Below are 15446 nucleotides of genomic sequence, written 5' to 3' on the forward strand. Positions count from 1 at the left end.
CCGCCCCGGCGGCGGGTCAGGCCGCCACGGGCACCTTCTCCTCCTGCCGCCCGGCGGCCCGGGCGGCGAGCCGCCGCTCGCGCTCCTGCGCGCCGATCAGGTCGTCGGGCAGCGAGTCCGGCACCTCCAGGTCGAAGCGGCGCAGCAGCCGGATCGCGAAGCCGCCCAGCGTGACCAGCACCAGCGCCGCGCCGAAGCAGACGTACGCGAAGCCGATGCCCCGGCCCGGACCGGTGCCGATGACCGCGCCCACCGACCCGGCGAGCGCGCCCCCCTCGGCGAGCATCGGCTCGAACAGGCCGCTGGCCGCCGGGGCGAGCAGCGCGAACCCGATCGGCAGCGTCGACCAGGAGATCGTCTGGTTGAGGCTGAACACCCGGCCGTGGTAGCGCTGCGGCACCTTCACCTGCACGATCGTCGCGTAGATCGACTGGGCGGTGGTCATCGCCATGGCCAGCCAGAACGCCCCGACGCAGATCACCGCGACGGAGGCGTCCAGGCCGATCACGACGCAGCCGAGCGCGGTGCCGAGGTTGCCGAGCAGGACGCCGATCATCCGCCGGTGGCGCGGGCCGCCCCACAGCGACATGAGCACGCCGCCGGCCACCGCGCCGAGCGCCTCGGCCAGGGCGACCTGCGCCACCTGCGTGGCGGTGGCGAAGGAGAGCACCAGCGGGGTGGTCAGTACCAGCGCCGGGGCAAGGAAGACGTTGCCGATCGCGAAGTAGCCCAGCATGAGCCGGAAGCCCCGGTGCTGCCACGAGTAGCGCAGCCCGTTGGCGATGGCGACGAGCAGCCGCTCCCGGGGCCGCCAGCCGAGCAGGTCGGGGAAGCGGACCACGGCCAGGGTGGCCACCGCCACCACGTAGCTGGCCACGTCGATGAGCAGGATGCCCTTGAGCTCGATGGCGGCCAGCAGCCCGGCGGCGAAGACCGGCATCAGCAGCATCGCGAAGCCGTTGGTGAGCTGGGTGACGCCCATCGCGTGCCCGAGGTAGCGCTTCGGCACGAGCTGCGGCACCGCCGACTGGAACGCGATGCGCTGGAACGACCCGGCGACCTGGCTGAGCGCCACCAGGGCGTAGATCATCCACAGCCGCAGGTTGTCCGTCCAGAGCAGGGCGGCCAGCACGAGCTGGATCGACCCGGCGGCGGAGCTGGCGATCATCATGATCCGGCGGCGGCTGACCCGGTCGGTGATCGCGCCCGCGATGGGCAGCATCAGCACGCCGCAGACCAGCGCCAGCGCCCACAGCAGGCCCAGGTTCGCCACCGAGCCGGTCTGGGTGAACAGCCAGATCGGCAGGGCGAACGCGGTCAGCGCCGAGCCTGTCGTGGAGACGAGCTGACCGGCGGTGACCGCGACGAACCGGCCCATGCTCGGCTTGACCACGGCCCGCTCGGGGCGGGGTGCCGCGCCGACGCGCTGGTGGTCGGCGACGACCCAGCCGGCGTCGTCCCCCCGGGCCGCCGCCTCCAGGGCGGTCGTGTCGCCGGCGCGCACCGCCGGGTGCACCGCCGTGACGATCTCCGCCAGCTCGTCGGCCCGGTACTTGAGGAAGAAGTGCCCCGCCTGGTCGAGCACGACCAGCCCGACGGTGTCGGTGAGGAACTGCCACTCGGCGTACCGCTCGGTGAAGTAGTCGGTCACCGGGTCCTCGGAGCCGACCACCGAGACGATCGGGGCGCGCAGCTTCGCCGCATTGGCGTCGAGCAGCCCGGTGAAGTACTCCTCCGAGGCGCGGGAGTCGGCCCGCATGTTGCTGATGATCCGGTCGGCCTGCTCCGGGTCCAGCTCGTCGGTGTCCACGCCCATCGACTTGAGCCAGCTCGCGTAGTGCTTGTTGCTGCGCAGCCGTTCGAGGCGGTTGCGGGCGGCGGCGAAGAGGCCCTTCGGGCGGGCGAACGGGAACATCGCGCCGATGTAGAGCGCCTCCAGCTCCCGCCCGGCTGCCTCGACCTTGCGGGCCACCTCGGCGACGATGGCGCTGCCGACGCCGCAGTGGCCGTACAGGACGATCGGGCCCTCGATCCGCTCGACGATCTCGTCGGCGACCCGGCGGGTCAGCTCCTCGAACGGCAGGCCCTCCTCGCTGAGCCCCACGTCGTGCCCGGGGATCGCCAGCGAGTAAAGGGCGTTGCCGGCGGGCAGGGCGTCGGCGAGGGGCTGGTAGACGATGGCGCTGCCGCCGCCGTAGGGGACGCAGACGTACGTGCGGAGCCGCCTGCCCGCCGGGATCGGCTTGGTCAGCTCGTAGAGCAGCCGGCGCGGACCGTCGTCGGCGGCGTCGCCGGTCATGAACGCGGCCAGCTCGCGGATGGTCCGCTGCTGGAACAGGTCCATCACGCCGACGGGCCGCCCACCGTGCTCGGCCTTGCGGATCTTCGCGACGACCTGGGTGGCGAGCATCGAGTGCCCGCCCAGGTCGAAGAAGTCGTCGTCGATGCCGAGCGTGTCGACGCCCAGCACCTCCGACCAGATCCCGGCCAGCAGCCGCTCGGTGTCGTCGCGCGGCTCGACCAGCGCCACCGACGCCTCGCGGGTCACCACGGGCGCGGGCAGGGCCTTGCGGTCGAGCTTGCCGTTGGGGCTCAGCGGCAGCGCGTCGAGGGTGACGAACGCGGTCGGCACCATGTATTCCGGCAGCGTCTCCTTCAGCGCCGCCTTCAGCGCGGCGTGCTCGGCGTCGCCCACCAGGTACGCGGTGAGCCGCTTGTCGCCCGGGGCGTCCTCGCGGACGATGACGGCCGCCTCGGTGACGCCCGGCTGCTCCCGCAGGGCGCTCTCGATCTCGCCCAGCTCGATGCGCAGGCCGCGCAGCTTCACCTGGTGGTCGATGCGGCCGAGGAACTCGATCACCCCTGAGCCGGTCGGGGCGACGGCCCAGCGGGCCAGGTCGCCGGTGCGGTACAGCCGGGCCCCCGGCTCGCCCGAGAACGGGTCGGGCACGAACCGCTCGGCGGTCAGCGCCGGCCGGCGGTGGTAGCCCCGGGCCAGGCCGACGCCGCCGATGTGCAGCTCCCCCGCGACGCCGACCGGGCACTCGTTGCCCGCCGCGTCGAGCACGTGCAGCCGCAGGTTGGCGATCGGCCCGCCGATCGGCACGCTCGACAGCCCGGCGAGCGCCGCCGGGTCGCAGCGCCAGGCGCTGACGTCGATGGCCGCCTCGGTGGGGCCGTACAGGTTGTGCAGCTCGCACCAGGGCAGCCGGGTGGTGAACTCCACCGCCGAGGCCAGCGGCAGCTCCTCACCGGAGCAGATCACCCGGCGCAGGGCGGTGGCCGCCTCGATGCCGTCCTCGCCGAGGAAGACCGTCAGCATCGACGGCACGAAGTGGGCGGTGGTGATCCGCTCGGCCACCAGCAGGTCCCGCAGGTAGCCGGCGTCCTTGTGCCCGCCGGGCTTCGCCAGCACCAGCCGGGCGCCCTCGCGCAGCGGCCAGAAGAACTCCCACACCGACACGTCGAAGCTGGCCGGGGTCTTCTGCAGCACCGCGTCGTCGGCGGCGAGCCGGTAGGTCTCCTGCTTCCAGTGCAGCCGGTTGACGATGCCCCGGTGGGTGTTCGGCACGCCCTTGGGGCGGCCGGTCGAGCCGGAGGTGTAGATGACGTACGCCAGGTTGCCGGGCCCGGCCGTCGGCGCGGGGTCGGTGGCGGGCTGGTCGGCCCACGTCGCGGCGTCGTCGAGGGCGAGCACCGTCGCGCCGGTGTCGGGCAGCACGTCGCGCAGGTGCTCCTGCACCAGCACCACGGGCGCGGCCGCGTCGGTGACCATGAAGGACAGCCGGTCGGCCGGGTACTCCGGGTCCAGCGGCAGGTAAGCGCCGCCTGCCTTGAGCACGCCGAGCAGCCCGGCGACCAGCTCCACCGACCGCTCGGCGCACACCCCGACCAGGGTCTCCGGGCCGACGCCGGCCGCGCGCAGCCGGTGGGCGACGCGGTTCGCGGCGGCGTTCAGCCCCGCGTACGTGACCGAGCGGCCCTCGAAGGTCAGCGCCACCGCGTCGGGGGTGGCGGCGGCCCGCGCCTCGAACGGCCCGTGCAGGGTCTGCTCCTGCGGGAACCCGGCCGTGGTGTCGTTCCAGGCGGCCAGCAGGTCCCGCTCGGCGGGGTCGACCATCGGCAGGGCCGAGACCGGGGTGTCCGGTGCGGCGACGACCGCCCGCAGCAGGGTGGTCCACCGGCGGGCGATCCGCTCGACGGTGGCCCGGGTGAACAGGTCGGTGTTGAAGACGAGCTTGCCCCAGAGCCCCTCGGTGGTCTCCACCGCGTGCAGCTCGAAGTCGAACCGGGTGGCCCGCAACTCCATCGGCGTCCACTCGAAGCGGACGTCGGCGGCGTCAGAGACGCCGGTGAACCGGCCCATCTCGTAGTTCTGCAACACGAACATGGCCTGGAACACCGGGGACCGGCTCACGTCGCGGGGCAGGCCCAGCTCGTGCACGACCTTGGCGAACGGCACCTCGGCGTGCTCGAAGCCGTCCAGCACGCCGCGCCGGGTGCGCTCCAGCAGCTCGGCGAACGTCGGGTCGCCGGCCAGTTCGGCGCGCAGCGGCAGCATGTTGATGAACATGCCGACGACGTTCTCCAGCTCGGGGACGGACCGGCCGGCCACGGACGCGCCGACGGCGAAGTCGTCCTGCCCGGCGTGCCGGGACAGCAGCACCTGGTAGGCGGCGAGCAGCGTCATGAACAGCGTCGCGCCGGACGACCGGGTGAGCGCGTTGAGCCGCTCGGTCTCGGCCGGGTCGAGCTGGAACTCGACGAAGTCGCCCCGGTAGGTCTGGGTGGCCGGGCGCGGCGCGTCCAGCGGCAGCTCCAACGGGGTGATCCCGGCCAGCCGGGACTTCCACCAGTCCAGGTGCCCCCGGGCCGCCGGGCCGTCCAGCTCCCGCGCCTCCCACACGGCGAAGTCGCCGTACTGCACGGGCAGGGCGGGCGGCTCGCCGCCGTGGTAGAGGGTGATCAGGTCGCGCAGCAGCACGTCCACCGACCAGCCGTCGCCGACGATGTGGTGCTTGCTCAGGAACAGCACGTGGTCTTCGGGGGCGAGCCGGATCAGCAGGGCGCGCAGCAGCGGCCCGGCGGCCAGGTCGAACGGCTCCGCCGACGCGGCCTCCACGAGCGCCTGCGCGGCGTCGGCGTCGGCCGCCTCGGTCACCGTCAGCGGCACCTCGACGGACTCCTCGACCACCACCGTGGGGCGGCCGTCGGCGTCGGCGGGGAACCGGGTGCGCAGCGACTCGTGCCGCGCGGTCAGGGCGGCCAGCGCGCGGCGCAGGGCCGCGACGTCGAGCGGCCCGCGCACCCGCAGCGGCACCGCGATGTGGTACGCCGCCTCGCCCGGGGCGATCTGGTCCATGAACCAGACCCGCTCCTGGGCGTACGACAGCGGCACCTGCGCGCCGGGGGGCCGGGGGGTGATCCGGGCGGCGGGGGCGGTGGCCCGCTTGCGCAGGCGCTTGGCGATCAGCGCCTGCCGGGCCGCCTCCCGGGCCGGATCCTTCAGGTCGGTCATGCGGTGGGTCCCTCTTCCGTCGCCAGCAGCTCGGCGACCTCGGCGTCGGAGAGCTCGTCGAGTTCCGCGGCGATCAGCTTCTCGATCTGGGCGGCCAGGTCGGCCACCACCGGGCTGCCGAACAGCGCCCGCATGGGCAGGTCCACGTCCACCTCGGCCCGGATGCGGGCCATCGCCCGCATGCCGCGCAGCGAGTTGCCGCCGAGGGCGAAGAAGTCGTCGGCCGCGCCGACCTTCTCCACGCCGAGGATGTCGGCGTACACCTCGGCCACCAGCGCCTCGGCGTCGGTGCGCGGGGCGACGTACGCGTCCTCGACCGCCGCCGGGGCGGCCGGGGCGGGCAGCGCGGCCCGGTCCAGCTTGCCGTTGGGGGTCAGCGGCAGCGCGTCGAGCGTGACGAACGCGGCCGGCACCAGGTGCGCGGGCAGCTCCCGGGCCAGGTCGGCCGCCAGGGGCGCCGGGTCGGCGTCGCCGACGAGGTAGCCGACCAGCGTCGGCTCGCCGGAGTCGACGCGCACGGCCGCCGCCGCCGCGCGCACGCCGGGCCGGGCCAGCAGCGCCGACTCGACCTCGCCCAGCTCGATGCGCATGCCGCGCACCTTCACCTGGTCGTCGCGGCGGCCCAGGTATTCCAGCGTCCCGTCGGCCCGCCAGCGGGCCAGGTCGCCAGTGCGGTACATGCGCTGCCCCGGCGGCCCGTACGGGCAGGGCAGGAACCGCTCGGCGGTCAGGCCGGGGCGGCGCAGGTAGCCGCGGGCGAGCTGGTCGCCGGCCACGTACAGCTCGCCGGCCACGCCCGGGGGCACCGGGTGCAGGGCGGCGTCGAGCAGCAGCGCCCGGGTGTTCCAGGTGGGCGTGCCGATCGGCACCGGCCCGGCGGCCAGCTCCTGCCCGGGGGCGATGCGGGTGGCGACGCAGCCGACGGTGGCCTCGGTCGGGCCGTACTCGTTGGTGACGGCCACGCCCGGGTGGGCGGCCCGCCAGGCGGCGAGCTGTTCGCCGGTGAGCGCCTCGCCGCCGATGACCAGGTCCGCCGTCGGGGACAGGGCGTCGTCGAGCAGCGGCAGGTGGCTCGGGGTGGCCTTCAGGAACGCCGGCTTCCCGCCCGCGCGGGCGGCCGGCTCGTCGATGGCGGCGAGCCGGACGGTGCCGCCGGCGGTGAGCGGGCCGAGCAGCCCGGTGACGGTCAGGTCGAACGACACCGGCGAGTGCAGCAGCGCCGTGCCGGCCAGCCCCGGGTAGGCGTCCCGGGCCCAGGCCAGGTAGGCCGCCACCGCCGCGTGCTCCACCACGACGCCCTTGGGGCGGCCGGTGGAGCCGGAGGTGTAGAGCACGTACGCGGGGTGTCCGGGGCGCAGCGGGGCGACCCGGTCGGCGTCGGTCAGGTCGGCCGCGTCGAGGTCGGCGGCGGTGCCCGGGTCGAGCACCAGCGGGTCGCCGGGCACCAGGGCCGCCGTGTCGGCGGTGGCCAGCACCAGCGCCGGCTCGGCGTCGTCGAGCAGGTAGGCGATCCGGGCCACCGGGTAGCCGGTGTCGACCGGCACGTACGCGGCGCCGGACTTGAGCACCGCGAGGACCGCCACCAGCAGGTCCGCCGAGCGGGGCAGGGCCAGCGCGACCCGGGTCTCCGGGCCGGCCCCGCGCGCCACCAGCAGCCGGGCCAGCCGGTTCGCGGCGGCGTTCAGCTCGGCGTACGTCAGCGCGACGCCGTCGCAGACCAGGGCGGTCGCGTGCGGGGTGGCGGCGGCCTGCCGCTGCACCGCGTCGACGACGGTGCCGGCCGGCCGGGCGTGGCCGGTGGCGTTCCCGGCGTCGAGGACCAGCCGCCGCTCGGCGTCGTCGAGCAGGGGCAGCTCGCTGACCCGCCGGCCGGGGTCGGCGACGGCGGCGGCGAGCAGCCGCACGTAGCGGGCGACGACCGCCTCGGCGGTGGCCCGGTCGAACAGGTCGGTGCGGTAGACCAGCCGGCTCTCCCCCGCGGTGACGTCGAAGGCGAGGTCGTCCTTCGTGGTGCCCAGCGGCACCGGGTCCAGGCCGGAGTCGGGGATGAAGTTCAGCGCGGTCTGGAAGATCGGCTGCACGGACGGGTCCCGCTGCGGGGCCACCGCCTCGACGATCTTCTGGAACGGGGTCTGCCCGTGCTCCATCGCGTCGAGCAGGCCGCCCTTCACCCGGCCGAGCAGCTCGGCGACGGTGGGGTCGCCGGTCAGGTCGCAGCGCAGCGCCACCGGGTTGACGAACATGCCGATCAGCGGGGCCACCTCGGCGGTGTCCCGGCCGGCGGTGGAGACGCCGACGACCACGGTGTCGTCGCCGGAGATCCGCGACAGCAGCGCGGCGAACCCGGTCAGCAGCACCATGTACGGGGTGGCCGCCGACGCGGTGGCGAGCGCGCCGACGGCGTCGAGCAGCCCGGCGGGCAGGTCGAAGCGGAGCTCGTCGCCGGCGAAGCCGAGCTGGGCCGGGCGGGGCCGGTCCAGCGGCAGGCCGGTCACGGCGGGCGCGCCCGCCAGGTGCGCCCGCCAGAAGTCGAGCTGCCGGTCCAGCTCCGGGCCGGCGAGCTGGTCGCGCTGCCAGGCGGCGAAGTCGGCGTACTGGATGGGCAGCTCGGGCACGGCGGCGGGCGCGCCGGTCAGCGCGGCCGTGGTGAACGCGGACAGCTCGGTGGTGAACAGCACCGCCGAGTGGGCGTCGAAGACGGCGTGGTGCACCACGAACTGCACCGACCACGCCTCGTTGACCTTGACCAGCCGGGCCCGCCACAGCGGCGGGACGTCCAGCGGGATCGGGGTGCGGGCCAGCTCCTCGCGGATCTGGTGGTAGCGGGCGAGCCGCTCGGCCTCGGGCAGGCCCGACAGGTCCTCGGCCGGCAGGCGGACCGGCTCGTGCTCGCGGACCACCTGCACCAGCGCCCCGTCGTCGGAGCGCAGGTGGGTGCGCAGCGCCTCGTGCCGGGCGACGACCTGGTTGAACACCTCGGTCACGGCGTCGGCGTCCAGCTCGGGCGGGAACGGCCACGGGTTGGACACGTTGTAGACCGGCGAGCCGGGGTCGAGCTGGTTGGCCAGCCACACCCGCTCCTGGGCGAAGGAGGCGGGGAAGGTCCACTCGCGCGTCATCGCCGCTGCCTTTCGTTCGCGACTGCGGGGCTCCGCTCCGCTGCACTCCTCGCGCTCACTGGATTGCCTCGCGTACGGAGCGGGGGCGCATGTCGGTCCAGACGGTGTCGATGTGGGCGAGGCACTCCTCGCGCGTGCCGGCGAAGCCGGTGTCGTGCCAGCCCGCGGGGAGCTCCCGGTCGGCCGACCAGATCGAGTACTGCTCCTCGTCGTTGCGCACGACCAGGAATCGGGTTTCGGCCATCAGTTGTCTCCAGTGCTCTCGGGGGTGTGCGGCTCGGCCATCGCGACGGCGATCTTGCGGGGCCCGGTGAACGGCTCCCGGGCGTGCGCGGCCGTCATGTTGTCGACCACCAGCACGTCGTCGCGCTGGTAGTCGAAGCGGACGCTGGCGGCCCGGTACGCGGCCCGCAGGTGGTCCAGCACGTCGGCGGGGATCTCGCCGCCGTCGCCGTAGTAGGTGTTCGACGGCAGCCCGTCGGGGCCGAACATCGCCAGCAGCCCTTCCTGGTATTCCTGCGGCAGGGTGCTCAGGTGGAAGAACGTGGCGTGGTTGAACCAGCGCGGGGTGTCCGAGCCGGGCCGGTAGTGCACCGGTTCGCGCACGGCGCGGGTGCGCAGCCCGTCCGCGCCCACCCACTCCAGGCTGATCCGGTTCGCCGCCGCGTACGCCTCGACCTCGGCGCGGTCGTCGGTGTTGAACACGTCCTGCCAGCGGGTGCCGAAGTCGGCGTGGAAGTTGCGCACCAGCATCCAGCGGCGGCGCACGAACTCCTCCCGCACGGCCGGGTCGATCAGCTCGTAGACCCGGCGCACGTCCGCCAGGGGCGTCGCGCCGAGCGTGTCCGGCGGGGTGACGCACCAGAAGAACAGGGTCAGCGGCCAGCGCGCCTGGTACGAGTTCTCGTTGTGCAGGAAGATCTCCTCGTCCGGCGGGTAGTCGGTCGAGGTGTAGACCCGGCCCTTGATGGCGTGCCGGGGCGAGGACCGCTCGGTGTAGACCAGCGGCTCACCGGCCAGCGCCCGCACCACCGCGTCGAAGCCGTCGACGCCGCCCACGTCGAACCCGCGGAACAGCAGCCCGCCGTGGTCGACGAGGGCGGCCCGCAGCTCGGTGCGGCGCGCGCCGATCAGGTCGGTCAGTGCCCGGCCGTCGCTTTCGACGACCACCGGCAGCGTGGCGATCGTGTCGCTCATTGCTCTGTACTCCCTTGCTTGCGTCAAGCCACGACTCCTGGTGCTTCCTTGGTGCTCACACGCGGGACCGCTTCCCTGGTGCTCACGCGCGGGGCAACCGCGGGATGCTCGGGGCCGGAGCCGGGGCCGGGGGCTCGTCGGCGGCGGACGCCTCGGCGCGCAGCTCCTCGATGCGGGCGGCGAGCCCGGCGACGGTGGGCGTCTCGAAGAGGCTGCGCATCGGCAGCCGCACCCCGGTCGCCTTGCGCATCGACGCGATGAGCTGCACCGCGACGAGGGAGTTGCCGCCGAGGGCGAAGAAGTCGTCGTCCACGCCGACGACCGGCACGCCGAGGCCGTCGCGCCACACCTGGGCGATGGCGGCCTCCAGCTCGGTGCGCGGCGCGGCCGACGCGCCGGCCTCCACGGTGGCGGCCGACACCGCCGGGTCGGCCTCCGACTCCAGGCTCCCGGTGGTGACCCGGGCGGCGCGGGCCCGGATGTCGGCCACCGACCGGGTGGTGATCACCACCTGGGCGCCGAGGCCGGCGGTGAGGCTGCGGCGGAACGCCTCCGCGCCGTCGACCGGGCGGATGTCCTCGCTGGGCGCACCCGCCGCCGGGCCGTCGGCGGTGGCGGTCGGGCCGTCGGCGGCGAGCCCGCCGGTGACCGCCGACGCGTCCACCCGGCGCAGCACGAAGTCGCTGATCGAGACCAGCTCCCGCCCGTCCGGGCCGGTGAGGGTCAGGTCGGCGGAGACGACCTCGTCGGTGCCGCCGTCGCGGTGGCGCAGGTGGCTGTGGAACCGCCCGGGCAGCGGCGCGCGCACCACGATCCGCCCGTACGACAGCGGCAGGTAGGTGCCGGAGCCCTGGCCCCGGCCGAACGCGGTGGCCACGTCGAGCAGGGCCGGGTGCAGGCCCCACGCGCCGAGGTCGGCGGCGGCCTCGGCGGGCGCCTCCACCAGCGCCAGCTCCTCGCCGTCGGCGAGGTGGTGCGCGGCCAGCGACCGCCAGCGCGGCCCGAAGGCGAGCATGCTGGTGCGGCCCCGGCCGAACGACGCGTCGTCGTCGACCCGGCGGGACCGGGCGGCCACCGGCGCCACGTCGACCGCCGCCGGGGCGGGCTCGGTGGTCCAGCCGGCCGCGCCGCGCACGTGGGTGCGCAGCACCCCGGCGGCGAGGCTCTGCACCACGAACTCCGTGGCCCCGTCCTCGGCGGCGGTGAGCGCCACCCGGTACTGGGCGGTCGTGCCGTCGGGCACCGAGAACGGCTCCAGGAACACCACGTCGCGCAGCTCCACCGCCGCGTCGGGGCCGGGTGCCGCGACGGCGGCGGCCACGGCGGCGCGCACCGACTCCAGGTGGGCGGTGCCCGGCACCACCGGCACCCCGCCGATGCGGTGCTCGTCGAGCAGCCAGTGGGTCGCGGCGGAGACCAGCCCGTGCAGCACCGTGCCCTCCGGGCCGGTCACCCGCGTGGTGAGCACCGGGTGGTCGACCGTGGCGGTGACGGCGTCCCGGGTCACCGCCCGGAACCCGGCCGGCGCGGTGCTCTCCGCCGCCATGCCGACCTCGGCCCAGCCGCCCCAGTTCTGCGCCACCACCGGCGCGGCCCAGCCGGCACCGGCGCGGGCGTGCGCGTCGAGGAAGTTGTTGGCCGCGCAGTAGTCGACCTGGCCGAAGCCGCCGATCACGGCGGTGATCGAGGAGCAGAGCACCACGAAGTCCAGCGGCAGGTCGCCGAAGACCTGGGCCAGGGCGAGCGTGCCGGCGAGCTTCGGGGCGAGCACCCGGTCGGCCTCGGCGCGGTCCTTCACCTCGGCCATGCCGCCGCCGGGCAGGCCGGCGGCGTGCACGATCCCGTCGATCCCGCCGAACTCGGCCTCGGCGGCGGCCCGGACCCGGCGCAGGTCGGCCGGGTCGGTGACGTCGGCGGCGAGGACCAGCACCGACGCGCCGGCGGCCTCCATCCGGCGGATCGCGGCGATGGCCCGGCCCGCCCGGTCGTCCGCGCCGTGCACGGCGAGGTGGTCGTCCCACCGCTCGCGCGGCGGCAGGCCCGAGCGGGCCAGCAGCACCAGCTTCGCCTTCGCGCGGGCGGCGAAGTCCTCGGCGAGGGTGATGCCGATGCCGCCGAGGCCGCCGGTGATGACGTAGCGGCCGCCGTCGCGCAGCGCGCCCGGCTCGGCCTCGGCGTCGACCGTCACCTGCTCGTAGCCGGTGACCCAGCGGCGGGACCCGCGCAGCGCCACCTCCGGGTGCGCCGGGTCGACCGGGCGGCGCAGCTCGGCGACCAGGGCGTCCGCGCCGGTCGCGGCCGGGTCGGCGTCGAGCAGCCGCACCGTCAGGCCGGGCAGCTCGACCGGCAGCACCCGGGCCAGGCCGGCGAGGGTGGCGTGCTCGGGACGGGTCAGGTCCGCGCCGGTCACGTCGCCGATGCCGGCGGTCACCAGGTCCAGGGCCAGCGGGCGCTCCTCGCCGGTGCGGCCGGCCCCGGCGAGGGCCTGCACCAGGTGCAGGGCGCTGAAGAAGCCCCGGTCCTGGGCGGCGAGGGTGGCGGCGATGTCGGTGCCGGCAGGCTCGCCGTCGAGGGCGAACGCGTGCACCAGCCGCGCCGGCAGGCCGTCGCCGAGGGCGGCGACCAGCGCGTCGAGGTCCTCCCGCGCGGCGGGGCGCAGCGTGAAGCCGCGCTCCCCCGCACCGGCCGCGTCGGGGACGGCGGCGAACGCGTCGCCGGGGCGTACCACGACGGGGTCGGCGCCGGCGGCGCGCAGGCCGGCGACGAGCGCCGCGCCGCGCGGGCCGTCGACCAGCACCAGGCACCGGCCGGGCGGCGCGGTGGCCGGCGCGGGCGCGGCCTGCCGCCACACCGGCACGGCGAACCACTCCGGCAGCGGCCGGGGGCCCGTCTCGGCCGGCGCGGCGGCGACCGCCTCCACCGGGTCCGGGTCGACCCAGTAGCGGCGGCGCTCGAACGGGTACGTCGGCAGCGGCACCCGCCGGGCCGCCGGGTCGGAGCCGGCGCGCACCGGCAGGCCGGCGCACCACAGCGCCCCGGCGGTGGCCAGCAGCGTCGCCAGGTCGCCGGTCGGCTCCCCCGGGCCCGGGAGGCTGCCCAGCGGCACCAGGGCCCGCTGCTGCGCCGAGCCCTTGGCGACCTGCATCCGGGCCAGGTTGGCCAGCTGCCGGCCGGGGCCGCACTCCACCAGCGCCCAGGTGCCCTCGGCGAGCAGGGCGGCCACCGCGTCGCCGAAGCGGACCGGCTGGCGCAGGTGCGCCGCCCAGTACGCCGGGTCGGTGGCCTGCGCGTCGGTGATCCAGGTGCCGGAGACGTTCGACACGAACGGGATGCGCGGCGCGCGCAGCGCCACGGTGGCCATCAGCGCGGTGAACTCGGCGAGGATCGGCTCCATCATCGGCGAGTGGAACGCGTGGGAGGTGCGCAGCGCCTTGCTCTTGACCTTGCGGGTGGCCTTCAGCGTCTCGGCGAACGCGGTCACCGCGTCGGCCCCGCCGGCCACCACGCAGGTGCCCGGCCCGTTGACCGTGGCGATCGACACGCCCTCGGGCAGCAGCCCGGCGACCACCGACTCGTCCAGCGGCACGGCCAGCATCGACCCGGCCGGCAGGGACTGCATGAGCCGGCCCCGGGCGGCCACCACCGTCAGCGCGTCGGGCAGGTCGAGCACCCCGGCGACGGTCGCGGCGACGTACTCGCCGATGGAGTGCCCGACCATCGCCGCCGGCCGCACGCCGAGGCGCTGCCAGGTGACGGCCAGGGCGTATTCCACGACGAACAGGGCGGGCTGGGTGTAGCGGGTCTGCGCCAGCAGCTCGGCCGCCTCCGGGTGCCGGCCGAAGATCAGCTCCCGGATGTCGAGGCCCAGCTCGGCGCGGAGCAGCTCGGCGCACTCGTCGACCACGGCCGCGTAGGCGGGCTCCTCGGCGTAGAGCTGCGCGCCCATGCCGGCGAACTGGGAACCCTGGCCGGAGAAGAGGAAACCCACCTTCGGGGCGGGCCCGTCGGTCACCCCGCGCGTCGCGCGCCGGGGGTTGCGCAGCGCGGCGACCGCGTCGGGCAGGTCGGCGGCGGCCACGGCGAGGCGGTGGGCGTACTGCTGGCGGCCCACCCGCAGGGTGTGCGCGACGTCGGCGAGGTGCGCGGCCCCGCCGTCGGGGTTGCCGGCGAGGTGCTCGGCGAGCCGGTCCACGGCGGCGTCGAGGGCGGTGGCGGTCTTCGCCGAGACGTGCAGCAGCTGCGCCGGGCGCACCCGCCGGTCGCCCGGCTGCGCCGGCGGCGCCTCCTCCAGCACCACGTGGGCGTTGGTGCCGCCGATGCCGAAGGAGCTGACCCCGGCGCGGCGCGGCGCGCCGTCGGTGTCCCACTTCGTGAGGGTGTTCGCCACGTAGAACGGGGTGTCGGCGAACTCGATCGCCGGGTTGGGGGTCTCGTAGTTGATCGTCGGCGGGATCAGCCCGTGCTCCATCGCCAGCACCGTCTTGATCACGCTGACGATGCCGGAGGGCTGGCTGAGGTGGCCGATGTTGGACTTGACCGAGCCGATGCCGCACCAGCCCCGGTCGTCGGTGTCCTTCGTGTAGACGGCCGACAGGGCGGCCACCTCGATCGGGTCGCCCATCGCGGTGCCGGTGCCGTGCGCCTCGACGTAGCTGATGGTGCGCGGGTCGATCCCGGCCATCCCGACGGCCTGGGCGACGGCCTCCATCTGCCCGTCCACGCTGGGCGCGGTGAAGCCGACCTTGCCGGCCCCGTCGTTGTTGATGGCGTTGCCGAGCACCACGGCCCGGATGTGGTCGCCGTCGGCGATCGCGTCGGAGAGCCGCTTGAGCAGCGTCACCCCCACGCCGCTGCCCCACACGGTGCCGTTCGCGGCGGCGTCGAACGGCCGGCACCGCCCGTCGGGGGAGGTGAAGCCGTCCATGCCGAGGTAGCCGGCCTGCGGCAGCTCGATGTTGACGCCGCCGGCCAGGGCCATGTCGCACTCGCCGTTGCGCAGCGCCTCGCACGCCAGGTGGAACGCGACAAGCGACGTGGAGCAGGCGGTGTGCACGGTCAGGCTCGGCCCCCGCAGGTCCAGCCGGTACGACACGTTCGTCGCCACGTAGTTCGGCGAGTTGCTGGTGGCGATGGAGACGGCGCTGTGCGGGTTGCCGCCGACCTTCTTGTTGCGCAGCACGTTGCGGTTGAGGTACGACGCCGCGCCGGTGCCCGCGTACACGCCGACGGCCCCGTCGTAGCGGGCCGGGTCGTAGCCGGCGTCCTGGAGCGCGGTGTAGCAGGTCTCCAGGAACAGCCGGTGCTGCGGGTCGGTGACCTCGGCCTCCCGGGCGGTCATCCCGAACAGGCCGGCGTCGAACTCGTCGTAGCCGTCGACGAGCGGGGCGCGGCTGACCCAGCCCGGGTCGTCGACCTCCTCGGGCGGCACCCCCCGGGCGATCTGCTCCTCGCGGGTCAGCTCGGTGACCGACTCCACGCCGTCGACGAGGTTGCGCCAGAACTCGTGCACGTCGGCCGCGCCGGGCAGCCGGGCGGCCAGCCCGACGATCGCGATCGGCTCGATGCCGTCGTCGGCGGGGTGATCGGTGTCGATCGCGTTGTCCATCAGGTCG

General features: G+C 75.3%; 5 protein-coding genes. All 5 read right to left on the bottom strand.

Annotated elements, in window-relative coordinates; all coding sequences use genetic code 11:
- Nucleotides 1-16 precede the first annotated feature (16 nt).
- Nucleotides 17-5518, bottom strand: coding sequence for a non-ribosomal peptide synthetase/MFS transporter (locus O7633_RS05325; protein WP_282326430.1), 5502 nt, complete (start codon nucleotides 5516-5518; stop codon nucleotides 17-19).
- A complete protein-coding gene (locus O7633_RS05330) occupies nucleotides 5515-8637 on the bottom strand; it encodes an amino acid adenylation domain-containing protein (protein ID WP_282326432.1) in 3123 nt (1040 codons plus the stop codon). The genes O7633_RS05325 and O7633_RS05330 overlap by 4 nt, the downstream gene beginning before the upstream one ends.
- Nucleotides 8638-8692: 55 nt before the next feature.
- On the bottom strand, nucleotides 8693-8881 hold the full coding sequence (locus O7633_RS05335; protein WP_282326434.1) for an MbtH family protein: 189 nt from the start codon (nucleotides 8879-8881) through the stop codon (nucleotides 8693-8695).
- A complete protein-coding gene (locus O7633_RS05340; protein ID WP_282326435.1) occupies nucleotides 8881-9834 on the bottom strand; it encodes a TauD/TfdA family dioxygenase in 954 nt (317 codons plus the stop codon). The genes O7633_RS05335 and O7633_RS05340 overlap by 1 nt, the downstream gene beginning before the upstream one ends.
- An 82-nt stretch (nucleotides 9835-9916) precedes the next feature.
- Nucleotides 9917-15439, bottom strand: a complete 5523-nt coding sequence (locus O7633_RS05345; RefSeq protein WP_282326437.1) for a type I polyketide synthase — start codon at nucleotides 15437-15439, stop codon at nucleotides 9917-9919.
- Between the last annotated feature and the right edge of the window lie 7 nt (nucleotides 15440-15446).

This window comes from Micromonospora sp. WMMD712 (assembly GCF_029581295.1).
GTDB classification, from domain to species: Bacteria; Actinomycetota; Actinomycetes; order Mycobacteriales; family Micromonosporaceae; genus Micromonospora; species Micromonospora carbonacea.